Raw genomic sequence first — 24031 nt, forward strand, 5'->3', positions numbered from 1 at the left:
ACCCTCGATCCGCAGGAGCAAGCGCAGCCGTTGCTGGGCGCCGGTCAGCCGTGTCCGCCGGCCCGCACCAGCCCGGTCTCGTAGGCGAGCACCACCACCTGCACCCGGTCGCGCAGGCCGAGCTTGGTCAGGATGCGGCCCACGTGCGTCTTCACGGTCGCCTCCGACAGCACGAGCCGGGCCGCGATCTCGCCGTTGGACAGTCCCTGCGCGACCAGCACCATCACCTCGCGCTCGCGTTCGGTGAGGCGCTGGAGCTCCTTGTGCTGGGGCTCCTGGCCGGCGGCCGGCAGCATCGGGGCGAAGCGGTCCAGCAGGCGGCGGGTGGTGGAGGGTGCGACCACCGCGTCGCCGCTGTGCACGGAGCGGATCGCGGCGAGCAGTTCGCCGGGCGGCACGTCCTTGAGCATGAAGCCGGACGCCCCCGCCTTCAGCGCCGAGAACGCGTACTCGTCGAGGTCGAAGGTGGTCAGGATCAGCACCTTCGGCGCGTCGGGGTCCGCGCAGATCCGGCTGGTGGTCTCCACCCCGTCCAGCTTGGGCATGCGGACGTCCATCAGCACCACGTCCACGGCGGTGGAGCGCAGCACCTGGAGGGCCTCGACGCCGTCGCCCGCCTCCGCGACGACCTCCATGTCCGGCTGGGCGGCGAGCACCATCCGGAACCCGGTGCGCAGCAGCACCTGGTCGTCGACGAGCATCACGCGGATCGTCATCGGGGGCCTTCCGTTCCGTCTTCGCGGGGTCTTACAGGTGTCAACGCCGTACGCGGGTGGGTGCGCGGGCGTCAGGTTGCGGGTTTCAGCGGCAGCAGCGCGCTGATGCGGAATCCTCCGCCCGGACGTGGGCCGGCGTCCAGGGTGCCGCCGACCATGCCGACCCGTTCCCGCATGCCGATCAGGCCGTGGCCCTGGCCGTCGAAGCCGCCCTCCTCGTACAGCTCGTGCGGGGCGCCCTTGCCGTCGTCCTCGACGAGCAGGCCGAGCCCGTCGTCGAAGTAGACCAGGCGCACGCTCGCGCCCGCGTTGGGTCCGCCGTGCTTGCGCGTGTTGGTCAGCGCCTCCTGCACGATGCGGTAGGCGGTCAGCTCGACGCCGCTGGGCAGCGGACGCGGGGTGCCCTCGACCTTGAAGTCGACGGGCAGCCCGTGGCTCCGGCACTGCTCGACGAGGTCCTCGATCTGCTGGACGTCGGGCTGCGGGACGTACTCGCCGGCCTCCTGGTGCTCGCCGGTGCGCAGCACGCCGAGCAGGCGGCGCATCTCGGCGAGGGCCTGGCGGCCGGTGGAGGAGATGGTCTCCAGCGCCTTCTTCGCCTGGTCGGGGGCCGCGTCCAGGACGTAGGCGGCGCCGTCGGCCTGCACCACCATCACGGAGACGTTGTGCGCGACGACGTCGTGCAGTTCGCGGGCGATCCGGGCACGTTCGGCGGCGACGGCGACCTTGGCCTGCGCCTCGCGCTCCTTCTCCAGCCGGGCGGCCCGCTCCTCCAGCTGGGCGAAGTAGGCGCGGCGGGTGCGGATGGAGTCGCCGAGCACCCAGGCGAGGGCGAACGGCACCGTCTGGAAGACCGTTATCGCGATGTTGCCCGCGACACCGGCCTGCTCGCTGGGCCAGCGCAGCTGCGCGACGGGGGCGGCGATCAGGCCCATGGTCAGCGCGGTCCGGGAGGCCCAGCGGGCGCCGGTCGCGGCCACGGTGTAGACGATCACCAGCAGGGCGAAGTCGGCGGGCATCGTCGCGACGTCGAGGACCAGCTGCCCCAGCCCCAGTGCGGCGGCCAGCAGCAGCATCCTCTCCGGCATCACCCGGCGCAGCGCGATGACCAGGCACAGCAGCACGGTGAACGGGATCAGCAGCGCCGGAGCGTCCCTCCCGGTGGCCTCCTGCTGCGGGACCATGGACACCACGGAGATCCCGAGCAGAACGAGAGCCCAGAAGCAGTCGACCCCGGTCGGGTGTCTGCGGAGGAAGTCGTAGAGGCGCTGCACGTAACCCAGCGTAGGGAAGCGTGATAGGTGCAGGGGTCAACCGGAGGGCCGATCCGCGCCCCCCGCGCGTACTCCGCAAGGTGGAGGCCCCGCTCTCCTGTGCGCTTAGCCTGGCCTCGTGACACCAGGGACGACAGGGACCGCAGAGACACGAGGCGACTGGCGGGGCTGGCGTGAAGCCACGCAGGAGGCGCTCTACGGCGTGGACGGTTTCTACCGCGGTCCCGAGGGGCCGGCGGGGCACTTCCGTACGTCCGTGCACGCGTCGGCGCTGTTCGCCGGGGCCGTGGCGCGGCTGTTGTGCCGGGTCGACGAGGCGCTGGGCCGACCCGCGTCGCTGGACTTCGTGGACATGGCGGCCGGCCGGGGCGAGCTGGCCGCCGGGGTGCTCGCCGCGCTGCCCGCCGACGTGGCCGCCCGCACGCGCGGGTACGCCGTCGAGATCGCCGGCCGCCCGGAGGGCCTGGACCACCGGATCGAGTGGCTGCCCGAACCACCGCGGGACGTCACGGGGCTGCTGTTCGCCAACGAGTGGCTGGACAACGTGCCCGTGGAGGTGGCCGAAGTGGACTCCGCGGGCGTACCCCGGCGGGTGCTGGTCCGCGGTGACGGGGCCGAGCGGCTCGGGGAACCGGTGGGCGGCGCGGAGGCGGAGTGGCTGGCGCGGTGGTGGCCGCTGCCGCCCGAGGAGGGGCTGCGTGCCGAGATCGGCCTGCCCCGGGACGAGGCCTGGGCGTCCGCCGTGTCGACGCTGCGCAGCGGGCTCGCCGTGGCCGTCGACTACGCGCACACGGTGGACGCACGGCCGCCGTTCGGGACCCTCACCGGCTTCCGGGGCGGGCGTGAGACGGCGCCCGTGCCGGACGGGTCGTGCGACATCACCGCCCACGTGGCACTGGACGCGTGCGCCACGGCGTGCGCGCTCCCCGGCGCGCGTCTGCTCCCCCAGCGCGACGCCCTGCGCGCCCTCGGCCTCACAGGCGCACGCCCCCCGCTCGCGCTCGCGTCGACCGACCCCGCGGCGTACGTCCGTGCCCTCGCGAGCGCCTCGGAGGCCGCCGAGCTGATCGCGCCGGGCGGTCTCGGCGACTTCGTGTGGCTGACGCAGCCGGTCGGCGTCCCCGACCCGCTCGCCCTACTTGTCGATGTCCCCGACCACGAAGAACAGTGACCCGAGGATCGCCACCATGTCCGCGACCAGCGTCCCCGGCAGCAGCTCGGTGAGCGCCTGGATGTTGTTGTACGAGGCCGAGCGCAGCTTCAGCCGGTACGGGGTCTTCTCCCCCTTGCTGACCAGGTAGTAGCCGTTGATGCCGAGGGGGTTCTCGGTCCACGCGTAGGTGTGGCCCTCGGGCGCCTTGAGGACCTTGGGGAGCCGCTGGTTGACCGGTCCGGGCGGCAGCTCGGCCAGGCGGTCCAGGCAGGCGTCGGCGAGGTCGAGGGCGTTGTGCGTCTGCTCCAGCAGGCACTCGAAGCGGGCGAGGCAGTCGCCCTCGGTCCGGGTGACGACCTTCAGGGTGTCCTGGAGTTCGCCGTAGGCGAGGTAGGGCTCGTCGCGGCGCAGGTCGAAGTCGACGCCCGAGGCACGGGCGATCGGTCCGCTCACGCCGTAGGCGTGCACGGCCTGGGGCGTCAGGGCGCCCACGCCGCGCGTGCGCCCCCGGAAGATCTCGTTGCCGAGCACCAGGTCGTCGAAGACGCCCATGCGCGAGCGCACGGCCGAGACGGCGGCACGCGCGCGTGCGGTCCAGCCGGCCGGCAGGTCCTCCTTGAGGCCGCCGACGCGGTTGAACATGTAGTGCATGCGCCCGCCGGAGACCTCCTCCATGACGTTCTGGAGCACCTCCCGCTCCCGGAAGGCGTAGAAGACCGGGGTGATGCCGCCCAGCTCCAGGGGGTACGAACCCAGGAACATCAGGTGGTTGAGGACCCGGTTCAGCTCCGCGAGCAGCGTCCGCGTCCACACCGCGCGCGTGGGGACCTCCATGCCGAGCATGCGCTCCACGGCGAGGACCACGCCCAGCTCGTTGGAGAAGGCCGACAGCCAGTCGTGGCGGTTGGCGAGCACGATGATCTGCCGGTAGTCGCGTGCCTCGAACAGCTTCTCCGCGCCGCGGTGCATGTAGCCGATCACGGGCTCCGCGCGCGTGATGCGTTCACCGTCCAGGACCAGCCGCAGCCGCAGCACGCCGTGCGTGGACGGGTGCTGGGGCCCGATGTTGAGCACCATGTCGGTGCTCTCCGCGGCGCCGCCGATGCCGACCATGGTCTCCGTCGTAGGAGTCATGCACACAGTCTCTCCTACGTACGCTGGGCTCATGGAGACGGGGAGCCCGGGCGACACGGGCGCGGCGGGGGCGACAGAGGCGGCGCGGGACGAGCCGGTGTGGACCGGGTTGCCACCGGGGCTGCTGCGGATGCGTCGGCTGTTGCTGGTGGTGTGGCTGGGGCTGCTGGCCCTGGCCGCCGGACTGCTGCCCGGGCTGTTCCTGGGGCCCGTCTGGGCGGTCTTCGCGCTGGTGCCGCTGGCCCTGATGGTCTGGGGCTGGGTGATGCTGGGGCGCAACTGGCGCTCCTGGCGGTACGCCGAGCGCGCCGACGACCTGCTGATCAGCCGGGGCGTGCTGTGGCAGGAGGAGACCGTCGTGCCGTACGGGCGGATGCAGCTGGTCGAGGTCACCTCCGGGCCGGTCGAGCGGCACTTCGGCCTGGCCAGCGTGCAGTTGCACACGGCCGCCGCCGCGACCGACGCGACCATCCCGGGCCTCGACCCGGCCGAGGCGGAACGGCTGCGCGACCGGCTCACCGAGCTGGGCGAGGCCCGATCGGCGGGGCTGTGAGCACGACGGAGCGCCGCGAGGAGGTGACCGAGCGGCGGCTGCACCCCGTCACCCCGCTGCGGCGGGCGTGGGCGCCGGTCGCGGTGCTGGTCGGCTGGGCCGTGCACGACCCGGACCAGGCGCAGCGCCAGCTGACGCGGCTGACCACGACCACGCTTTTGATCGGCCTCGCCGTACTGATCCCCGCCGCCGCCCTGTACGGCTTCCTGACCTGGTGGTTCACCCACTTCGCGGTGACGGACACCGAGCTGCGCATCCGTACCGGCCTGCTGTTCCGGCGCACCGCGCACATCCGGCTCGAACGCATCCAGGCCATCGACGTCACCCAGCCGCTGCTCGCCCGGGTCGCGGGGGTCGCCAAGCTCAAACTCGACGTCATAGGCACCGACAGGAAGGACGAACTGGCCTTCCTGGGTGCCGACGAGGCGCGTGCCCTGCGCGCCGAACTGCTCGCGCGGGCGGCCGGCTTCGCGCCCGAGACCGCGCACGAGGTCGGCGAGGCACCCGCCCGGCAGCTGCTGCGCGTGCCGCCCGGCGTCCTCGCCGTCTCGCTGCTGCTGACCGGCGCCACCTGGGGCACTCTGATCGCCGCCGTGGTCGTACCGACGCTGTTGTGGCTCGCCACCCACAACCTGTGGACAGTTCTGGCGACCGCCCTGCCGCTGCTGGGCGCGGCGGGCGCGAGCAGTGTGGGGCGGTTCGTCGGGGAGTACGACTGGACGGTGGCCGAGTCGCCCGACGGGCTCCGCATCGACCACGGGCTGCTCGACCGCGCCCACGAGACCGTGCCGCCGGGGCGCGTGCAGACCGTGCGGATCGTGGAGCCGCTGCTGTGGCGGCGGCGGGGCTGGGTGCGCGTGGAGCTGGACGTGGCCGGGTCGTCGAACTCCGTGCTGCTGCCGGTCGCCCCGCGCGAGATCGCCGAGTCCGTCGTCGCACGCGTGCTGCCGGGAGTGACCGTACCGGCCCGCTCGGCGCTGTCCCGTCCGCCGCGGCGGTCCCGGCGGTGCGTGCCGTTGTGGTGGCGCGGCTACGGGCTCGCCGTCACCGACGCGGTGTTCGCCGCCCGCCACGGGCTGCTGCGGCGCAGCCTGGCGCTGGTGCCGCACGCCAAGGTGCAGAGCGTGCGCCTGACGCAGGGGCCGTGGCAGCGGCTGTGGCGGGTCGCCCACGTCCGCGTGGACACGGGGGCGAACAAGACCGTGACCGCGCGGCTGCGGGACGCCGGTGAGGCGGCGGAGCTGCTGCGCGACCAGGCGGAACGGTCGCGGACGGGCCGACGGGACGCCCTCCCGGACCGGTGGATGGCCTGAAGCCCGCCCTGCCGGGCGTGGTCAGGACACCGCGCTGCGCAGCCCCTGCATGTCGATCTGTTCCGTCTCGTCGTGGGCCGTCAGGTCGATCACCTGACCCACGGCCCGGGACTCCTCGTCGGCGGGCTTGAAGGCGGCCTCCGCCTCGGCCTTGTGCAGGGCGAGGGCCTCCTGGCCGACCACGTCGGCGAGGTCCTCGTTCTGGACGGCCTCCAGGGCGTCGGGCGACGACGTGCCGTCGGCGTTCTTCGTGCCGAAGAAGTCGAAACCGCCCTGGACCATCGGGCGCCGCGCGGGAGCGGTCGGCACGACGGCCACCGCGGGCGGCACCGTGAAGTGCCCGGAGGACTGCTGGGCGGGCTGTTCGGACCGGTCGCCGGACTGAGCCGTCGTGGTGGCGGCGGCCGCGCGCTCGTGCCCGTCGGCCGCCTCGGGCTGCCCCTGCGCCTCGTCCTCCCGCGCGGGTTCGGCAGCCGGAGCCGCGGCGGCCCGGCCACCGCCGTCGCCACCGCCGTCACCGTCCGTCCCGGCATCCGTCCCGGCATCCGTCTCACGGTCGAAGCGCGAGAGCGCGGCCCGCGCCCGCAGGAACAGCCGGGAGCCCTCCGGCGAGAACACGGCGGGCGTCTCCGGGGTCTCCTCGCCGGCCTCGGAACCCTCGGCCGTCACCTCGGCCTCCTGGGCCGCTGTCTCCTGCGCCGGCCGTGCCGGCGGCAGCGCGGGCGTCGGGGACGCGGCCTCTATCTCCAGCAGGCGGCGGCCCTCCAGCGCGGTGGCGCGCTCGGTCTCCGCCGTCGCGTACCGCCGCAGCAGGGAGGCGTGCTCGTTGCGCAGCCCCGCCAGCTCCGCGCGCTTCGCCCGGAGCCGCTGCTCCAGCTTCACGCGCAGCTCGCGCGACTCCTCCAGGTCGGACTCCAGTTCGGCGACCCGTTCCTCGTGACGCCACTCGTCGCTCGCACGCGCGCGCGTGAGGTCGGCGACGCGCTTGCCCGCCTGCGCGTCCCAGCGACGCATGACGAACGCACCGGCGACCGCCGTCACCGCGGCGGCCGCGGCCAGCGAACGCAGGAGCATCATTTCGCTGAACACCCAGGGGCCGAGGGCGCAGACGACGGAGACGCCTGCGATCGCCGACGGGGGAAGCAGCCTGTGCAGGGGCGGGGAATGGCGGTGACGTCCACGTGGCATGGCCAGAAACTTACCGCGCGTAGGCGAATCTTGGCGCCCCGCCCCGTAAAAACACAGCCATCTCCGAAGCGTTCACACAGCATCAGGAATCCACTTGCGCACCGGAAGACGAATTACCTCAAGATCGTTTTCAGGCGGGGTTCATCAGGGCACCCGTCGGCGGCGCCGGCCGACGGCCTCGTCACCGGCCGCTCAGGCGCCCGCCGAGCCACTGCAGTGTCGCGGGAATCTCGCGCCGCCACGTATTGAAGTTGTGTCCGCCGCTTTCGAGGATGATCGACGAGATCCGCGTCCGCTTCTTGGCCTTCACCCGCTCAATGAACTCCAGCGTGTCCTTGTAGTTCGACTCGCCGGCCTTGCTGCTGGTGACGAGCAGTGAAGTGTCCGGCGCCGGCATGTGTTTGAGATACCACCACAGGTCGGCCCGATTCCTCAGTTCCTCGTCCCCGTGGAAGAGATCACCCGTGGTCGGGTCGCTCGGCGCGTCGTAGTACGCGGACAGACCGGCACCGGCCGCGTACACCCCGGGGTGGTGCATGGCGAGCTTCAGCGAGCAGTAACCACCGGTCGAGTCGCCGACGACGCCCCAGCTGCCCGGCTTCCGGCCCACCCGGTAGTGGCTGAGCACGGCCTCGGGGAGGTCCTCGGCGAAGAACGTCTCCGTCTGCGGGCCGCCCGGGACGTCCACGCACTCCGTGTCCCGCGGCGGCGCCACCGTGGGACGCAGCATCACCAGGATCATCGGCTGCATGCGGCCGTCCCTGGCCAGGTCCAGGGCCGTGCGCGGATAGTGCAGCTTGTCCACCAGCGCCTCGGCCGTGCCCGGGTAGCCGGTCAGCACGACGGCCGCGGGAAACGTACGGGCGCGGTGGCGGGGCTGGAAGTACTCCGGCGGCAGGTACACGTAGGCGGGCGTCGCGATGTGCGTCGTACGGCCGACGACCTCGATCCTCTGGACCTGGCCCGCGACCTCCGGCCGGGCCGCGCCGGCCGCCTGCACCCTCCGGGTGCCGACCACTTCCAGCAGGCCGCCCGACTCGCCGGCCGTGTGGTCGACGACCACACCCTGGCCGGTCTCCCGCCCGAACAGGTCCGCCCAGCTCGCGTAGAACCCGAACGCCTGGTTGGCGGCGAGGCCGACCGCGGCGAACAGGGCCAGCTGCGTGGCGAGCAGCAGGCCGACCCGCCCGCAGACGGCCCGCGGGCTCCGCCGGGCCAGCCAAGGCCACAGCCACACCGTGCCGACGAAGAGCACCACGCCGGACAGCACCGCCAGCGCGAGCACCGTGTCACTCGTGAGACCCATGTGTCGTTGCCTGCCTGCGCTTTCCGTGTGAATCCGGCCGGGCTTTTCCGTGTGAAGGAGAGTGAACCTCTCCCTCCGAGACACCGTCCTAGAGGGCGCAATGTCGCCGGATGCCCGAATCGGGCCCGGATCCACGATCTTTCGCAGAACCACGGGATGCGATGTCTGCCAGGACAGATGAGGAAATGTCGGATGGGGTTCCCCCCTCCACGACCGCGCGCCGCATGCTGCGCGGCCCGCGCCCTCAGGCCGTGCCCCTCATCGTCGGCAGAGCCTGCACCCTCGTCGGCCTGCTGGACATCGCCGCGGGCGTGTTCCCGCGGTTCCGGCACAGCCGTATGCACACTCTCGCCGAGGTGCTGCCCGGCGCGTTCGGCCCGTTCGCCGCGGCGCTGTCGCTCAGCGCCGGGGTGCTGTTGCTGCTTCTCGCCCACGGGCTGCGGCGCCGCAAGCGCCGGGCGTGGCGGGCCGCCGTGGCGCTGCTGCCGTTCGGCGCCGCCGCGCAGTTCACCTACCGTCACTCCCTCGCCGGGGTACTGATCTCGCTCGCGCTGCTCGCCGCCCTGCTGCGACACCGGGACCAGTTCGCCGCGCTGCCCGACCCGCGCAGCCGGTGGCGGGCGCTGGCCAACTTCGTACTCATGGGCGCCGGTTCGCTCGCCCTCGGGCTGGTCGTCGTCAGCGCCCACCCGCACCGCATGGTCGGCGATCCGAGCCTGGCCGACCGCATCACGCACGTGTTGTACGGCCTGTTCGGCGTCGAGGGGCCGGTCGGCTACCGGGGCAGCACCTCCTGGACGGTCGCCTTCTCCCTCGGCGCGCTCGGGCTGCTCACCGCCGTCACCACCGTCTATCTGGCCTTCCGCCCCGAACACCCCGCCGCCCGCCTGACGAAGGAGGACGAGGCACGCCTGCGCGCCCTGCTCGCCAAGCACGGTGGCCGGGACTCGCTCGGCCACTTCGCGCTGCGGCGCGACAAGGCGGTCGTCTTCTCCCCCAGCGGCAAGGCGGCCGTGACCTACCGCGTCGTCTCCGGAGTGATGCTCGCCAGCGGCGACCCGATCGGCGACGTCGAGGCGTGGCCGGGCGCCATCGAACGCTTCATGGACGAGGCGCGCGCCCACTCCTGGACCCCCGCCGTCATGGGCTGCTCCGAGACCGGCGGCGAGGTGTGGACCCGCGAAACCGGGCTCGACGCCCTCGAACTGGGCGACGAGGCGGTGGTGGACGTCGCGGATTTCTCGCTCGCCGGCCGCGCGATGCGCAACGTGCGCCAGATGGTCAAGCGCATCGAGCGAGCCGGTTACGAGACCCGGGTACGGCGCGTGGCTGATCTCGGCGACGCCGAACTGGACCGCATCCGCCGCGCCGCGGCCGACTGGCGCGGCACCGACACCGAGCGCGGCTTCTCCATGGCGCTGGGCCGCATCGGCGACCCCTCCGACGGCGACTGCCTGATCGCCACCGCGCACAGGCCCGACGCCGAGCCCGGCGAGTACGGCGATCTGAGGGCGATCCTGCACTTCGTGCCCTGGGGCGCCGACGGCGCCTCCCTGGACCTGATGCGCCGCGACCGCTCGGCCGACCCCGGCATGAACGAGCTGCTGATCGTGGCCGCCCTCCAGGCCGCCCCGCGGTTCGGCATCACGCGGGTCTCGCTGAACTTCGCGATGTTCCGCTCGGCGCTCGCCCGCGGCGAGAAGATCGGCGCGGGCCCGGTGCTGCGCGCCTGGCGCGGGCTGCTGGTGTTCCTCTCCCGGTGGTTCCAGATCGAGTCCCTGTACAGGTTCAACGCCAAGTTCCGGCCCCGGTGGGAGCCCCGCTTCGTCGTCTACCGCTCCTCAGCCGACCTGCCGCGCATCGGCTTCGCCGCCATGCAGGCGGAGGGCTTCGTCGACCTCGCCCTGCCCCTCCCGCGTTCCCTGCGCCGCCGCACCGGCGCCCGGCGGCCGTGCGCCCACCGCGTCGCCGAGCACGACGTACGGGCGGCGTGACCTCCTCGTGGACCCCGCGGGGACGCCCGCCCGGCGCCCGACCGGGCCGCGCGGGAGGGCGACCCGCCCCTGGGCCTAGGCTGAACACATGAGCAAGCAGACCGGCCGCCGCCACCTGACGGGACTGACCGCATGGGACCGCTGCGCGGTCATGGGGGTCGTGAACGTGACCCCGGACTCCTTCTCCGACGGTGGCCGCTGGTTCGACACGACGGCCGCCATCAAGCACGGCCTCGACCTGGTCGCCCAGGGCGCGGACCTGGTCGACGTCGGCGGCGAGTCCACCCGCCCCGGCGCCACCCGCGTCGACGAGGACGAGGAGCTCAGGCGGGTCGTCCCGGTGGTGCGCGGCCTGGCCTCCGAGGGCGTCACGATCTCCGTCGACACCATGCGCGCCTCCGTCGCCGAGCAGGCCCTCGCGGCCGGCGCCGCCCTCGTCAACGACGTCTCCGGCGGCCTCGCCGACCCCCGCATGATCCCGGTCGTCGCGGACGCCGGCGCCCCCTTCGTCGTCATGCACTGGCGCGGCCTGCTGGAGGGCGGCAACGTCCGGGGCACGTACGACGACGTGGTCACCGAGGTCGTCGACGAGCTGCACGCGCGCGTGGAGGCCGTTCTGGAGGGCGGCATCGCCCCCGACCGCGTCGTCGTCGACCCCGGCCTCGGCTTCTCCAAGGACGCCGAGCACGACCTCGTCCTGCTGGCCCACCTGGACCGTCTGCTGGGCCTCGGCCATCCACTGCTCGTAGCGGCCTCCCGCAAGCGGTTCCTCGGCCGGGTCCTCGCCGGGCCGGAGGGCGCTCCGCCGCCGGCCCGCGAGCGGGACGCCGCCACCGCCGCCGTCTCGGCGCTCGCCGCGCACGTCGGCGCGTGGGCGGTCCGCGTGCACGAGGTACGGGCGACGGCGGACGCAGTCCGTGTCGCGCGTGCCATCGAGGGGGCGCGCACGGCGGGCGAGGGCACAGAAGGAGCCCGGTGAACGCCCCCCACATCGACGTCGAAGAGGTCGAGGCCGCCAACACCGCCTTCTACGAGGCGCTTGAGCAAGGCGATTTCGAAAAGGTCTCCGAGTTCTGGCTCACCCCCTCCGACCTGGGCATCGACGAGACGTACCACGACCCGGCGGACGCCGGTGTGGTCTCGTGCGTGCACCCCGGGTGGCCGGTGCTGACCGGGCGCGGCGAGGTCCTCAGGTCGTACGCGCTGATCATGGCGAACACCGACTACATCCAGTTCTTCCTCACCGACGTGCACGTCTCCGTCACCGGTGACACCGCCCTGGTGACCTGCACGGAGAACATCCTCAGCGGCGGCCCGGCCCCCGGCGAGGGCGACGAGCTCGGACCGCTCGTCGGCCAGCTCGTGGTCGCCACCAACGCGTTCCGGCGCACGCCCTCCGGCTGGAAACTGTGGTCGCACCACGCCTCGCCCGTGCTGGCGGAAACCGAGGAGGAGGACGGCGAGGAGACACCCCCCTGAGTGGGTAGTCGACCCCCGGAGGGCCCGTGGGAAACAAGAAGTGTCCGGAATCACGGACCGGCGGGCAGGGGCGCCCACCAACCCGTGAGCCACCGGGCCCGCCAGGGCAAACGCACGGTGAAACCTGTCGGTCCCCGCCCCGTCCGACGCCCCCGCGGCCCGGCACTGTCGGTGCCCGCGGGTAGATTCGACTTCAGGCCGGCGTGCCGCCCGCACGCGGTGAGGACCGGCCGAGACCGACGACTGCAGGAGTGATTCGCGTGGATCGTGTCGCGCTGCGCGGCCTGAAGGCCCGCGGGCACCACGGTGTGTTCCCCAAGGAGCGCGAGGAGGGCCAGACCTTCCTCGTGGACCTCGTCCTTGGCCTGGACACCCGGCCGGCCGCGGCCGACGACGACCTGGCGAAGACCGTGCACTACGGCATCGTGGCCGAGGAGGTCGTGGCCGTCGTCGAGGGCGAGCCCGTCAACCTCGTCGAGACGCTCGCCGAGCGCATCGCCCAGGTCTGTCTGAAGCACGAAGGGGTCGAGGAGGTCGAGGTCTGTGTCCACAAGCCGGACGCGCCGATCACCGTCCCGTTCGACGACGTGACCGTCACCATCACCCGGAGCCGTGTATGAGCGTCCCGTTCACCCCGGGTCCCAGCGACCCGACCGTCCAGCCGGTGCCCGCCTCCGTCGTGGAGAAGGTGGACGCCGCCGACTCGACGCTGTCCAACCCCAAGCGCGCCGTGATCGCCCTCGGCTCCAACCTCGGCAACCGCCTGGAGAACCTCCAGGGCGCCATCGACGCGCTGGAGGACACCCCCGGCGTGCGCGTCAAAGGGGTCTCGCCGGTGTACGAGACGCAGCCGTGGGGCGTCGAGCCCGGCACCCAGCCGTCGTACTTCAACGCGGTCGTGGTCCTGAAGACCACGCTCGACCCGTCCTCCCTCCTGGAGCGGGCGCACGCCGTCGAGGAGGCCTTCCACCGCGTACGCGACGAGCGCTGGGGCCCGCGCACCCTCGACGTCGACATCGTCTCCTACGCCGACGTCGTCTCCGACGACCCGCGGCTCACCCTCCCCCACCCCCGCGCCCACGAGCGCGCCTTCGTCCTCGCCCCCTGGCACGATCTCGACCCCGAGGCCCAGTTGCCGGGCCGGGGCTCGGTCGCGGACCTCCTGGACGCCGTCACGCGGGCCGGTGTCGCGCCCCGCGCCGACCTGGAACTCCGGCTGCCCGAGTAGTCGTTAAGGTCGAGACGGCCGAAGTGGCGGAACCGGGCATCCGGGGGACCGAAGGGACACCGTGAAAGAGTTGCGCATCAGGGTGCTGGCCGGCGTCTTCGTCGTGGCCGGCATCCTGTCCTGGGCCGGCGCCCGCCTGTGGAACTCGATCGGGACCCTCCCGAGCGTCCCCCTGGCCGCCCCCGTCGTCCTCGCCCTGATCGCCGTGGTCCTGCTGGCCACGGCGCTCTCGCTGCGCGCCCGCCTGAAGGCCCAGCGCGACCGTGTCCCCGGCGCCAAGGGCGTCGACCCGCTGATGGCGGCCCGCGCGGTCGTCTTCGGGCAGGCCAGCGCCCTGGTGGCCGCCCTGGTCGCCGGTATGTACGGCGGCACGGGCGTCTTCCTCCTGGAGTCCCTCGACATCCCCGCCCGCCGCGACCAGGCCATCTACTCCGGCTTCTCGGTGCTCGCGGGCATCGGCGTCATAGCGGCCGCCATCTTCCTGGAGCGCGTCTGCAGGCTCCCGGAGGACGACGACAACGACCACGCGGGCGCGGCTCCGGCGGCCTGACGCCGCCGCGGCGTCACTGGGCCATGATCAGGCTCATCGCCTCGTTGCGCGTCGCCGCGTCCCGCAGCTGACCGCGCACCGCCGACGTGATGGTCTTCGCACCGGGCTTGCGGATACCGCGCATCGACATGCACATGTGCTCGCACTCCACCACGACGATCACTCCGCGCGGCTCCAGGATCTCCATCAGGGAGTCCGCGACCTGCGTGGTGAGTCGTTCCTGCACCTGCGGACGGCGCGCGAAGACGTCCACGAGGCGGGCGAGCTTGGACAGACCGGTGATCTTGCCGCTGGTGGACGGGATGTAGCCGACGTGAGCGACGCCGCGGAACGGCACCAGGTGGTGCTCACAGGTGGAGAACACCTCGATGTCCTTCACCAGGACCATCTCGTCGTGCCCGAGGTCGAACGTCGTCGTGAGCACGTCCCCGGGCTGCTGCCACAGTCCCGCGAATATCTCCTTGTACGCCCGCGCCACCCGTGCCGGCGTCTCCCGGAGGCCCTCGCGGTCGGGGTCCTCACCGACCGCGATCAGCAGTTCACGCACGGCGTTCTCGGCCCGCTTCTCGTCGAACTCGCCGATCTGGCCCTCGCCGTCCAGCGTCACCGGGTCGGTCATGTGGTGCCTCGTTCCTGTCTGTCTTGCCTGCCGGGCATACGGGAATGCCGCGCCCCCCAAGGCTAGAACCTGGGGGGCACGGCATACATTCCGGGCCCGATGGGGCCGTCGGGGAGAGCGGTCAGCCCTCGGGACGCTCCTCCGGAGCGTGCTCCGGAGCCGCGGCGGACTCCGCCGTGGTGCTCTTGGCGGTGGAGATCGCCGCCGTCGCGCCGTTCGCACCGTTCGTCAGGGCCAGCTCCTTGGGGGAGAGCACCGGCGGACGGGTCGAGGGGGTGCGACGGGAGGAGCCGGTCCAGGCGGGCCGGGGCGGACGCTTGACGATCGGGGCGAAGATCTCGGCGATCTCCTCCTTGCCCAGCGTCTCCTTCTCCAGCAGCGCGAGGACCAGGTTGTCGAGGACGTCACGGTTCTCGACGAGGATTTCCCAGGCCTCGTTGTGCGCGGTCTCGATGAGCTTCTTGACCTCTTCGTCGACGAGCGCGGCGACCTCTTCCGAGTAGTCGCGCTGGTGAGCCATCTCACGGCCGAGGAACGGCTCGGTGTTGTCGCCGCCGAACTTGATCGCGCCGAGGCGCTCGGTCATGCCGTACTGCGTGACCATCGCGCGGGCCAGACCGGTGGCCTTCTCGATGTCGTTGGCGGCGCCCGTCGTCGGGTCGTGGAAGACCAGTTCCTCGGCCGCGCGGCCGCCCAGCATGTAGGCGAGCTGGTCGAGCATCTCGTTGCGCGTGGTCGAGTACTTGTCCTCGTCCGGGAGCACCATCGTGTAGCCGAGGGCCCGGCCGCGGGACAGGATCGTGATCTTGTGGACGGGGTCGGAGTTCGGTGAGGCCGCCGCGACCAGGGCGTGACCGCCCTCGTGGTACGCGGTGATCTTCTTCTCCTTGTCCGACATGATCCGGGTCCGCTTCTGCGGGCCGGCGACCACGCGGTCGATCGCCTCGTCCAGCATGTGGTTGTCGATCAGCTTCTGGTCGCTGCGGGCCGTCAGCAGAGCGGCCTCGTTCAGCACGTTGGCCAGATCGGCACCGGTCATGCCGGGCGTACGGCGGGCGACGGCCGACAGGTCGACGTCGGGGGCGACCGGCTTGCCCTTCTGGTGGACCTTGAGGATCTCCAGACGGCCCTGCATGTCCGGGCGGTCGACGGCGATCTGCCGGTCGAAACGGCCGGGGCGCAGCAGCGCCGGGTCGAGGATGTCGGGCCGGTTGGTGGCGGCGATGAGGATCACGCCGCCCTTCACGTCGAAGCCGTCCATCTCTACGAGCAGCTGGTTCAGCGTCTGCTCGCGCTCGTCGTGACCACCGCCGAGGCCGGCGCCGCGGTGGCGGCCGACCGCGTCGATCTCGTCGACGAACACGATGGCGGGCGCGTTGGCCTTGGCCTGCTCGAACAGGTCACGGACCCGGGAGGCACCGACACCGACGAACATCTCGACGAAGTCGGAACCGGAGATCGAGTAGAACGGCACACCGGCCTCGCCCGCGACGGCGCGCGCCAGCAGGGTCTTGCCGGTGCCGGGCGGGCCGTACAGCAGCACGCCCTTGGGGATCTTGGCGCCGACGGCCTGGAACTTGGCCGGCTCCTGGAGGAACTCCTTGATCTCGTGGAGTTCCTCGACGGCCTCGTCCGACCCGGCGACATCGGCGAACGTCGTCTTCGGGGTGTCCTTGGTGATGAGCTTGGCCTTGGACTTGCCGAAGTTCATGACCCGGGAGCCGCCGCCCTGCATCTGATTCATCAGGAACAGGAAGACGACCACGATCAGGACGAACGGCAGCAGGGAGAGCAGGATCCCGACGAACGGGTTCTGCTTGGACGGCGAAACCGTGTAGCCGTCCGAGATCTGCTTGTCCTGGAACTTGTTCTGCAGCGTGTTGGCGATGTCCACGCCCTGATCGCCGATGTAGCTCGCCTGGATCTTCGAGCTGCCCTCGACCTTTTCGCCGTCCTTGAGCTGGACCTTGATGGTCTGCTCGTCACCGGTGGTCAGCTTGGCCGACTCGACCTTGTTCTGGTTGATCGCCTGGACGACCTGGCCCGTGTCCACCGTCTTGTAGCCGCCGGACGAGCCGACGACCTGCATCAACACGACCACGGCAAGGACGGCCAGCACGATCCACATGACCGGCCCACGGAAGTATCGCTTCACGTCCATCCACACGGAGCGGTGCCGCCCCGTCCCTCCTGCCATAGTGAGTTTGATAAGACAGTTCTTCTGACGGTACCCCAGCCCGGTGGGCCGAAGCCGCACAGGACGGCTGGCATTCCCGTCTGCATGCTCCAACGGCGCGAGGGCCGCCGGGGTTCCCGGTCGCCCCGCGAAACCGTCGCGGGGCCTCGTCAGCCGCCGTACACGTGGGGCGCGAGCGTACCGACGAACGGGAGGTTGCGGTACTTCTCGGCGTAGTCGAGGCCGTAGCCGACGACGAACTCGTTGGGGATGTCGAAACCGACCCACTCTACGTCGATGGCGACCTTGGCGGCGTCGGGCTTGCGCAGCAGGGTGCACACCTTGAGGGAGGCGGGCTCGCGCGAGCCGAGGTTGGAGATCAGCCAGGACAGCGTCAGACCGGAGTCGATGATGTCCTCGACGATCAGGACGTGCTTGCCCTTGATGTCGGTGTCGAGGTCCTTGAGGATCCGCACCACGCCGGAGGACTGGGTGCCCGCGCCGTACGACGACACGGCCATCCAGTCCATGGTGACGGGGGTGGACAGCGTCCGGGCGAGGTCGGCCATGACCATCACCGCGCCCTTGAGGACTCCGACGATGAGCAGGTCCTTGCCCGCGTACTCCGCGTCGATCTTCGCGGCCAGCTCGGCCAGCTTCGCGTCGATCTCTTCCTTGGTGATGAGTACCTGCTGAAGGTCGGCACCCATGTCTTTCGCGTCCACCCGCATCACTTTCGGTCGTGCCCCGTTGACGGCTCGTTCGCGCGCGGCCGCCGGACCGCCCACGGTTCCGCGTACGCGGCCCTGCCCGGGGATCCGGATTCAGCCTTGCCGAATCACCAGTCTGCCACCCTGCCGCCGGGCGACGACTTTGCCGGGGAGGTTGATGGCCCCCTGGCCGCGCCAGCCGGTGATCAGCCGGTCGACTTCCTCGATGTGGCGGGCGAACAGCGCACCGGCCGGTGCACCGGCGTCGATGGCGGCGCGGCGCAGGATCCGGCGGCGCACGGCGGGCGGCAGGGCGTAGAGCTTGGCGCACTCCAGCTGCCCCGTGGCGTCGCGGACGCCGGCCTCGGCCTGCCGGGCCCAGGCGTCGAGGGCGTCGGCGTCGTCCCGGGAGAGCTGGGCCGTGCGGGCCAGGGCCTCGACGACGCCCTTGCCGAGCGCCTTCTCCAGGGCGGGCAGGCCCTCGTGGCGCAGCCGGGAACGCGTGTACGCCGGGTCGACGTTGTGCGGGTCGTCCCAGACGGGGAGGGCCTGGACCATGCAGGCCTTGCGGGCGGTCTGCCGGTCGACCTCGAGGAAGGGGCGTCGGTAACGGCCGCCGGCCCCCGAGACCGCGGCCATGCCCGACAGGGAGCGGATGCCGGAGCCCCGGGCGAGGCCCAGCAGGACGGTCTCGGCCTGGTCGTCGCGGGTGTGGCCGAGCAGGACGGCGGCGGCGCCGTGGCGCAGGGCGGCGGCGTCGAGGGCGGCGTAGCGGGCGTCGCGGGCGGCGGCCTCGGGCCCGCCCGTGCGGCCGACGGTCACGGCGGCGGACTCGACGGGGTCGAGGCCGAGCTCGCGCAGGCGCAGGACGACTTCCTCGGCACGCAGGTCGGACCCGGCCTGAAGCCCGTGGTCGACGGTGACTCCGCCGGCGCGGACGCCGAGTCTGGGGGCCTCGAAGGCGAGGGCGGAGGCGAGTGCCATGGAGTCGGCACCGCCGGAGCACGCCACGAGCACGAGCGGCGGCTGCGGGCGCTCGCGAGCGCTGTCGGCGGCCGGGACACCCGCGGCGGCACGCTCGGGGATGCCGCTGGTGGTGACGCAGTTCAGTTCGGTGAGGATGTCGTGGAGGACGCGGCGGACCGCCAGGCGTATCGCCGCGACCGCAGGATGGGGACCCATGTCCGGTGCCCTTCATGAAGTTTTCGGGGGTGAGCCCGAGTTCCGGTCACGCAGAGTGTGTAGATGGTGACAGAAACGGGGCGTTCTCCGAGCATCGCACGCCTGCCGGGGGCTCACGGTCCCTCGGACGGGTGATTGGAGGGGCGTTCGCCTGCCGCCGGTCGGCTGCGTTTCACGACTCCTCCGCCGGTTCACGACCCCTCCGCCGGTTCACGACTCCGGCTTGCGGTGCACCCGCGCGATCCAGTCCGCCGGTTTGGCGATCTCCGACTTGGTGGGGAGCGTGTTCGGGGAGGTCCAGACGCGGTTGAACCCGTCCATGCCGACCTCGTCGACGACGGCCCGGACGAAGCGCTCTCCGTCCCGGTACTGCCGCAGCTTGGCGTCCAGGCCCAGCAGCTTGCGCAGGGCCAGGTCGAGCCGGGAGGCGCCCTTGGCACGGCGCTGCTGGAACTTCTCGCGGATCTCGCCCACGGTCGGCACGACGTCCGGGCCGACGCCGTCCATCACGAAGTCGGCGTGGCCCTCCAGCAGGGACATCACGGCGGTGAGGCGCCCGAGCACCTCGCGCTGGGCGGGGGTCTGCACCAGTTCGACCAGGGACCGGCCGCCGTCGTCCTCCTCGCCCTCGGGCCGGCCTCCGGCGAGCGACTGGGCGGCGTCCCGGATGCGCTCCAGCACCGTCATGGGGTCGACGTCGGTCTCCGCGAGGAAGGACTGGATCTCGCCCTCGAGGTGGTCGCGCAGCCAGGGCACCGCCGTGAACTGCGTGCGGTGCGTCTCCTCGTGCAGGCACACCCACAGGCGGAAGTCGTGGGGCTCGACGTCGAGTTCCCGCTCGACGTGCACGATGTTCGGGGCGACGAGCAGCAGCCGGCCGCCGCCGTTCGACCCGGCGGGCAGTTCGCGGGTGGCCGGGGCGAAGGTCTCGTACTGGCCGAGGACGCGGGAGGCCAGGAACGACAGCAGCATGCCCAGTTCGACGCCGGTGACCTTGCCGCCGACGGCGCCGAGGACCGCGCCGCCGGGGCCGTTGCCGCGCCGCTCCTCCATCTTGTCGAGCAGCGGTTTGAGGAGTTCCCGGAAGCCGGCGACGTTCGCCCGGACCCAGCCGGGGCGGTCGACGACGAGGACGGGGGTGTCGTGGCCCTCCTCGGTGGCCAGACGGGTGAAGCCCCGGACGTGTCGCTCCGAGGACTTGGCGTGCCGGCGCAGCTCCGCGACGACGGCCCGGGCCTCGTCGCGGCTCACCTCGGGTCCCGGCCGTACGAGCCGGGTCGCGGTCGCCACCGCGAGATTCCAGTCGACCATGCCGGAAGATGCGCCGATGCTCGTCATGCGTCAACGGTACGTGAGCGCTGCCGCTGGGGGCAGGCTGTGCGGGCGGGGAGGGTCGGGTGCGCCACGAGGTACAGGTGTCGTCGACGGGGTGCCGGCGCCGGGCCGGACGGGTCCCGGGCGGGACCGCGGGCGACGCCCGGGGCGCTCATCTGCAGCCGCAGCTCGCCAGTGACGTCGCCGCCCGGTCCAGGACGGACTGGGCCGCGTGGGGGTCGGCCGTGTCCGAGGCCAGGAAGGCGAAGGCGAGGATGCGGCCGTTCCGGTCGACGACCGTGCCCGCGAGGGAGTTCACGCCCGTCAGCGTGCCCGTCTTCGCGCGTACGAGGCCGGCCGCGCCGTCCGTGTAGCGGCTGGTGAGCGTGCCCGTGAACCCGGCGACGGGGAGGCCGGTGAGGACCGGCCGCAGTTCGGGCCGGTCCGGGTCGGCCGCCGTGGCGAGCAGGTCCGTCAGCAGATCGGCGGTGAGCCGGTCGGCGCGGTCCAGGCCGCTGCCGTCGTGGAACTCCACGCCCTGGAGGTGCAGGCCGAGCTGTTTCAGCCGGGCGGCGACGGCGGCCGAGGCGCCGTCGAAGTCGGCCGGCTTCCCGGTCGCCACGGCCGTGTGGCGGGCGAGGGCCTCGGCGAGGTCGTTGTCGCTGTCGGTCAGCATCCGCTCGACCAGGGCCGACAGCGGGGGCGAGGAGACGGCGGCGAGGGTGTCGGCGCGCTTCGTCGCCTTCGAGGGGCCGGGGGGCGACGTCGTCTCGACGCCGTTCTCGCGCAGGAAGGCGGCGAAGGTGCGGGCCGCCTCCCCCGCCGGGTCCGCCGCCCGGGGGGCCGGGCCGCTGCGGGAGTCGTCCGTGCGGGCCTCGTCGGCCATCAGGGCGGTGACGGCGGCGAGGTTGTCGTTGACCCCGATCGGGTGCATCTCGGAGCCGGCGTACAGCGTCGTGTCGTACGACAGCGTGACCCTGTGCGTGCCCCGCTTCCTCAGTGCCTCGGCGGTCCCGTGGGCGAGGGTGCGCAGGCTCGCGAGTCCGCCGGCGTCCTTGCGGGCGGTCAGGGTGGGGTCGCCGCCGCCGACCAGGACGAGCCGGCCGGTTCCGGGTTCCAGGACGGTGCGGGTGGTGAGGCGGTGGTCGGGGCCCAGCGCGGTGAGGGCGGCGACGGCGGTGGCGATCTTGGTGGTGGAGGCGGGGACGAGGGGCACGCCGACACCGGTGCCGTACAGGCGCTTGCCGGTGGCGAGGTCGACGACGGACGCCGCGTGCCGGGAGCCGAGCGCCGGGTCCTTCAGCAGGGGGTCCAGGACGTCGGCGGCCTTCCTGCCGCTCGGGGCCGCCTTCACGGCGCCGGAGGCACCGCCGAGGCCGGTCAGCACGGACCCGGCGCTGGGCGCGGGCAGGGGCGCCCCGGGCGCCGTACCGGAGTCGGCGGATCCGCGGCCGTGATCTGCGCCACCCGTGTGCTCCTGGGCGACGGCCCGGTCACGCTCGGCCGTACGCTGACCCGTGGAGTCCCAGGGCCCCGCGGCGGTCACCACACCGGCGGCGAGTGCCAGCCCGGCGGTCGCGGCACCCGCGGTGTACTGCCAGGTCTTCGGCCTCGTGATCCGGAAGAGCCGCGCGACCCGCGGCTCGACGGCCCGCGCGGCGCGCGCGAGACGCGGACGTACGGCGTCCGCGGCCCGCCAAGGCCTCAGCTCTGGCACGACCACCAGCCCCTTTCGCGATCACACACCTGCGTGAGGGACACTTAACCACCAGAACTATGTGTTGATCATGGAGGAGCCACCGGTGGAGTTCGACGTCACGATCGAGATCCCGAAGGGTTCGCGGAACAAGTACGAGGTGGACCACGAGACGGGTCGGATCCGCCTGGACCGTCGACTCTTCACCTCGACCGCCTACCCGACCGACTACGGCTTCGTCGAGAACACCCTCGGCGAGGACGGCGACCCGCTGGACGCGCTGGTCATCCTGGACGAGCCCACGTTCCCGGGCTGCCTCATCCGCTGCCGCGCGATCGGCATGTTCCGCATGACGGACGAGGCCGGCGGCGACGACAAGCTGCTGTGCGTGCCGTCCACGGACCCGCGCGTGGAGCACCTGCGGGACATCCACCACGTGTCCGAGTTCGACCGCCTGGAGATCCAGCACTTCTTCGAGGTCTACAAGGACCTGGAGCCGGGCAAGTCGGTCGAGGGCGCCAACTGGGTCGGCCGTACGGACGCCGAGGCGGAGATCGAGCGGTCCTACAAGCGTTTCAAGGAGCAGGGCGGCCACTGAGAGCCTCGCCACTCCCGTAACGGGTCGCACGCCAGGCGTGCGGCCCGTTCGCGTTTGGGTGCGCATACTGAGGGCTACAGGAGGGTGTGTTCGTACCAGGGAGCGCTACGCAAGTGACGGACGCGGAGGACCGCAAGCCGCAGTCGGACGAGGCCAGGAGTGCCTTCCGGCACCCCTCCGGGGTCGCGTCGCCGGTCGACGGCGAGTCGTCGACGACGTCCGAGTTCGCGATTCCCGACGGGCTGGCCGTACCCAGATCCGGCACGGAGTCCGAGACCACCTCGGAGTTCGCCGTGCCCGAGGGACTGGACGTGCCGTCGGCCCCGCCTGCCGAGGCGGAGGGGTCGGCGTTCAGCACGCCGAGCACCTACAGCGCCTGGAACGCCCCGGCCGCGTTCACGCCGGCGAGCGGCATACCGGCGGTGAACCTGACCAAGGACGTGCCCTGGCAGGACCGGATGCGGGCGATGCTGCGCATGCCGGTGGCCGAGCGGCCCGCGCCGGAGAAGGAGCAGCGGCACGACGACGAGACGGGTCCCGCGGTACCGCGGGTGCTCGACCTGACCCTGCGTATCGGCGAGCTGCTGCTGGCGGGCGGCGAGGGCGCCGAGGACGTGGAGGCGGCGATGTTCGCCGTCTGCCGTTCCTACGGCCTGGACCGCTGCGAGCCGAACGTCACCTTCACCCTGCTGTCGATCTCCCACCAGCCGTCCCTGGTGGAGGACCCGGTGACGGCCTCCCGGACGGTGCGCCGCCGGGGCACCGACTACACGCGTCTGGCGGCCGTGTTCCAGCTGGTGGACGACCTCAGCGACCCGGAGACGCACGTCTCCCTGGAGGAGGCGTACCGGCGGCTGGCGGAGATCCGCAGGAACCGGCACCCGTACCCGACCTGGGTGCTGACCCTGGCGAGCGGGCTGCTCGCGGGCGCGGCCTCGCTGCTCGTCGGCGGTGACCTGATCGTCTTCGTCGCGGCGATGGTCGGCGCGATGCTCGGCGACCGGCTGGCGTGGCTGTGCGCGGGGCGCGGGCTGCCGGAGTTCTACCAGTTCGCGGTCGCCGCGATGCCGCCGGCCGCGATGGGCATCGCGCTGACCCTGGCGCACGTGGACGTGATCGCGTCCGCGGTCATCACCGGTGGTCTCTTCGCGCTGCTGCCGGGGCGGGCCCTGGTCGCGGGCGTGCAGGACGGTCTGACCGGCTTCTACATCACCGCCTCCGCGCGTCTGCTGGAGGTCATGTACTTCTTCGTCGGCATCGTCGTCGGGGTGCTGGTGGTGCTGTACTTCGGCGTCCAGCTGGGTGCCAAGCTGAACCCGGACGCCGCGCTGGCGGGCACCGAGCGGCCGGTGCTGCAGATCATCGCGTCGATGCTGCTGTCGCTGACCTTCGCGATCCTGCTCCAGCAGGAACGGTCCACCGTGCTGGCGGTCACGCTCAACGGTGGCGTGGCCTGGTCCGTGTACGGGGCGATGCACTACGCGGGCGACATCTCGCCGGTGGCCTCCACGGCCGTCGCGGCGGGGCTGGTGGGCCTGTTCGGGCAGCTGATGTCCCGGTACCGGTTCGCTTCGGCGCTGCCCTACACGACCGCGGCGATCGGTCCCCTGCTGCCGGGTTCGGCGACGTACTTCGGGCTGCTGGCGATCGCGCAGAACGAGGTCGACAAGGGCCTGGTGTCGCTGTCGAAGGCGGTGGCGCTCGCCATGGCCATCGCCATCGGGGTGCACCTCGGGTCGGAGATCTCCCGGCTGTTCCTGAAGGTGCCGGGGGCCGCGAGCGCCGCGGGGCGGCGGGCCGCGAAGCGGACGAGGGGTTTCTGACGCGGGGCGCCTGCTGACCGGGCCC

General features: G+C 72.3%; 22 protein-coding genes. 11 read left to right on the forward strand and 11 right to left on the reverse strand.

The genetic code is table 11. The features are described from left to right. Positions 1 to 44 precede the first annotated feature (44 nt). Both IE260_RS22595 and IE260_RS22600 read right to left on the reverse strand, forming a co-directional pair. On the reverse strand, positions 45 to 716 hold the full coding sequence (locus IE260_RS22595) for a response regulator (RefSeq protein WP_189874715.1): 672 nt from the start codon (positions 714 to 716) through the stop codon (positions 45 to 47). Between the two features lie 71 nt (positions 717 to 787). Then, complete coding sequence (locus IE260_RS22600; protein ID WP_189874717.1) at positions 788 to 1990, reverse strand: sensor histidine kinase; 1203 nt, start codon at positions 1988 to 1990, stop codon at positions 788 to 790. A 118-nt stretch (positions 1991 to 2108) separates the two neighbouring features. On the opposite strand from IE260_RS22600, the gene IE260_RS22605 reads away from it, so the two are divergent. Then, complete coding sequence (locus IE260_RS22605) at positions 2109 to 3161, forward strand: SAM-dependent methyltransferase (RefSeq protein WP_189874719.1); 1053 nt, start codon at positions 2109 to 2111, stop codon at positions 3159 to 3161. Here the strand turns inward: IE260_RS22605 and IE260_RS22610 are convergent. Next, positions 3126 to 4277, reverse strand: a complete 1152-nt coding sequence (locus IE260_RS22610) for an NADH-quinone oxidoreductase subunit D (protein ID WP_189874722.1) — start codon at positions 4275 to 4277, stop codon at positions 3126 to 3128. The two genes, IE260_RS22605 and IE260_RS22610, sit on opposite strands and share 36 nt — an antisense overlap. A 31-nt stretch (positions 4278 to 4308) precedes the next feature. On the opposite strand from IE260_RS22610, the gene IE260_RS22615 reads away from it, so the two are divergent. Both IE260_RS22615 and IE260_RS22620 read left to right on the forward strand, forming a co-directional pair. Continuing rightward, positions 4309 to 4830: a PH domain-containing protein gene (locus IE260_RS22615; RefSeq protein ID WP_189874724.1), complete on the forward strand. Its 522-nt coding sequence runs from the start codon at positions 4309 to 4311 to the stop codon at positions 4828 to 4830. Continuing rightward, a complete protein-coding gene (locus IE260_RS22620; RefSeq protein ID WP_189875021.1) occupies positions 4815 to 6143 on the forward strand; it encodes a PH domain-containing protein in 1329 nt (442 codons plus the stop codon). Before IE260_RS22615 ends, IE260_RS22620 begins: the two co-directional genes overlap by 16 nt. A 21-nt stretch (positions 6144 to 6164) precedes the next feature. Here IE260_RS22620 and IE260_RS22625 read toward each other — a convergent pair whose 3' ends face one another. Beyond that, positions 6165 to 7331: a hypothetical protein gene (locus tag IE260_RS22625; RefSeq protein WP_189874726.1), complete on the reverse strand. Its 1167-nt coding sequence runs from the start codon at positions 7329 to 7331 to the stop codon at positions 6165 to 6167. A gap of 181 nt (positions 7332 to 7512) precedes the next feature. Then, complete coding sequence (locus IE260_RS22630) at positions 7513 to 8637, reverse strand: alpha/beta hydrolase (RefSeq protein WP_189874728.1); 1125 nt, start codon at positions 8635 to 8637, stop codon at positions 7513 to 7515. Between the two features lie 185 nt (positions 8638 to 8822). Between IE260_RS22630 and IE260_RS22635 the strand changes: the two genes are divergently transcribed. From IE260_RS22635 to IE260_RS22660, 6 genes are all read left to right on the forward strand, one after another. Next, positions 8823 to 10631 (forward strand): phosphatidylglycerol lysyltransferase domain-containing protein, encoded by a 1809-nt coding sequence (locus tag IE260_RS22635; protein WP_189874730.1) that lies wholly within the window; start codon positions 8823 to 8825, stop codon positions 10629 to 10631. 88 nt (positions 10632 to 10719) lie between these two features. Further along, positions 10720 to 11610, forward strand: coding sequence for a dihydropteroate synthase (gene folP / locus IE260_RS22640; protein WP_189874732.1), 891 nt, complete (start codon positions 10720 to 10722; stop codon positions 11608 to 11610). Next, positions 11607 to 12110: a nuclear transport factor 2 family protein gene (locus IE260_RS22645; protein WP_189874734.1), complete on the forward strand. Its 504-nt coding sequence runs from the start codon at positions 11607 to 11609 to the stop codon at positions 12108 to 12110. Before folP ends, IE260_RS22645 begins: the two co-directional genes overlap by 4 nt. A gap of 260 nt (positions 12111 to 12370) precedes the next feature. Next, positions 12371 to 12730 carry a dihydroneopterin aldolase gene (gene folB / locus IE260_RS22650; RefSeq protein ID WP_189874736.1) on the forward strand — a complete coding sequence of 120 codons (360 nt, stop codon included), beginning with the start codon at positions 12371 to 12373 and terminating at the stop codon, positions 12728 to 12730. Further along, positions 12727 to 13338, forward strand: coding sequence for a 2-amino-4-hydroxy-6-hydroxymethyldihydropteridine diphosphokinase (gene folK, locus IE260_RS22655; protein WP_189874739.1), 612 nt, complete (start codon positions 12727 to 12729; stop codon positions 13336 to 13338). The genes folB and folK overlap by 4 nt, the downstream gene beginning before the upstream one ends. Before the next feature lie 61 nt (positions 13339 to 13399). Then, a complete protein-coding gene (locus tag IE260_RS22660; protein ID WP_189874740.1) occupies positions 13400 to 13888 on the forward strand; it encodes a DUF3180 domain-containing protein in 489 nt (162 codons plus the stop codon). 13 nt (positions 13889 to 13901) lie between these two features. On the opposite strand, the gene folE is transcribed toward IE260_RS22660, so the two are convergent. The 6 genes from folE to dacB form a co-directional block, all read right to left on the reverse strand. Continuing rightward, complete coding sequence (folE, locus tag IE260_RS22665; RefSeq protein ID WP_189874742.1) at positions 13902 to 14507, reverse strand: GTP cyclohydrolase I FolE; 606 nt, start codon at positions 14505 to 14507, stop codon at positions 13902 to 13904. A 121-nt stretch (positions 14508 to 14628) separates the two neighbouring features. Continuing rightward, a complete protein-coding gene (ftsH, locus tag IE260_RS22670) occupies positions 14629 to 16668 on the reverse strand; it encodes an ATP-dependent zinc metalloprotease FtsH (RefSeq protein WP_189875023.1) in 2040 nt (679 codons plus the stop codon). 185 nt (positions 16669 to 16853) lie between these two features. After that, the gene (gene hpt / locus IE260_RS22675) at positions 16854 to 17414 is read right to left on the reverse strand and encodes a hypoxanthine phosphoribosyltransferase (RefSeq protein ID WP_188185364.1); all 561 of its coding nucleotides are present in this window, start codon (positions 17412 to 17414) and stop codon (positions 16854 to 16856) included. A 93-nt stretch (positions 17415 to 17507) separates the two neighbouring features. Next, positions 17508 to 18575 (reverse strand): tRNA lysidine(34) synthetase TilS, encoded by a 1068-nt coding sequence (tilS, locus tag IE260_RS22680; protein ID WP_189874744.1) that lies wholly within the window; start codon positions 18573 to 18575, stop codon positions 17508 to 17510. 210 nt (positions 18576 to 18785) lie between these two features. Then, a complete protein-coding gene (locus tag IE260_RS22685; protein ID WP_189874746.1) occupies positions 18786 to 19913 on the reverse strand; it encodes an Rv3626c family coenzyme F420 biosynthesis-associated protein in 1128 nt (375 codons plus the stop codon). A gap of 148 nt (positions 19914 to 20061) precedes the next feature. Then, positions 20062 to 21612, reverse strand: coding sequence for a D-alanyl-D-alanine carboxypeptidase/D-alanyl-D-alanine endopeptidase (dacB, locus tag IE260_RS22690; RefSeq protein ID WP_189874748.1), 1551 nt, complete (start codon positions 21610 to 21612; stop codon positions 20062 to 20064). A gap of 79 nt (positions 21613 to 21691) precedes the next feature. Here dacB and IE260_RS22695 point away from each other — a divergent pair, with 79 nt between their 5' ends. Beyond that, complete coding sequence (locus IE260_RS22695) at positions 21692 to 22183, forward strand: inorganic diphosphatase (protein ID WP_029394330.1); 492 nt, start codon at positions 21692 to 21694, stop codon at positions 22181 to 22183. Positions 22184 to 22296: 113 nt separating this feature from the next. Further along, positions 22297 to 24006 carry a threonine/serine exporter family protein gene (locus IE260_RS22700; protein WP_189874750.1) on the forward strand — a complete coding sequence of 570 codons (1710 nt, stop codon included), beginning with the start codon at positions 22297 to 22299 and terminating at the stop codon, positions 24004 to 24006. Positions 24007 to 24031 lie beyond the last annotated feature (25 nt).

It is taken from the genome of Streptomyces viridiviolaceus (assembly GCF_014650995.1).
Classification (GTDB): domain Bacteria; phylum Actinomycetota; class Actinomycetes; order Streptomycetales; family Streptomycetaceae; genus Streptomyces; species Streptomyces viridiviolaceus.

Bases quoted from the DNA above. Each gene is read 5' to 3' on its own strand.
- IE260_RS22595 (WP_189874715.1), bottom strand. From the start codon at position 716: ATGACGATCCGCGTGATGCTCGTCGACGACCAGGTGCTGCTGCGCACC.
- IE260_RS22630 (WP_189874728.1), bottom strand. From the start codon at position 8,637: ATGGGTCTCACGAGTGACACGGTGCTCGCGCTGGCGGTGCTGTCCGGC.
- IE260_RS22685 (WP_189874746.1), bottom strand. From the start codon at position 19,913: ATGACGAGCATCGGCGCATCTTCCGGCATGGTCGACTGGAATCTCGCG.
- folP (WP_189874732.1), top strand. From the start codon at position 10,720: ATGAGCAAGCAGACCGGCCGCCGCCACCTGACGGGACTGACCGCATGG.
- IE260_RS22610 (WP_189874722.1), bottom strand. From the start codon at position 4,277: ATGACTCCTACGACGGAGACCATGGTCGGCATCGGCGGCGCCGCGGAG.
- IE260_RS22625 (WP_189874726.1), bottom strand. From the start codon at position 7,331: ATGCCACGTGGACGTCACCGCCATTCCCCGCCCCTGCACAGGCTGCTT.
- IE260_RS22635 (WP_189874730.1), top strand. From the start codon at position 8,823: ATGTCGGATGGGGTTCCCCCCTCCACGACCGCGCGCCGCATGCTGCGC.
- folK (WP_189874739.1), top strand. From the start codon at position 12,727: ATGAGCGTCCCGTTCACCCCGGGTCCCAGCGACCCGACCGTCCAGCCG.
- ftsH (WP_189875023.1), bottom strand. From the start codon at position 16,668: ATGGACGTGAAGCGATACTTCCGTGGGCCGGTCATGTGGATCGTGCTG.
- IE260_RS22615 (WP_189874724.1), top strand. From the start codon at position 4,309: ATGGAGACGGGGAGCCCGGGCGACACGGGCGCGGCGGGGGCGACAGAG.
- hpt (WP_188185364.1), bottom strand. From the start codon at position 17,414: ATGCGGGTGGACGCGAAAGACATGGGTGCCGACCTTCAGCAGGTACTC.
- tilS (WP_189874744.1), bottom strand. From the start codon at position 18,575: ATGGGTCCCCATCCTGCGGTCGCGGCGATACGCCTGGCGGTCCGCCGC.
- folE (WP_189874742.1), bottom strand. From the start codon at position 14,507: ATGACCGACCCGGTGACGCTGGACGGCGAGGGCCAGATCGGCGAGTTC.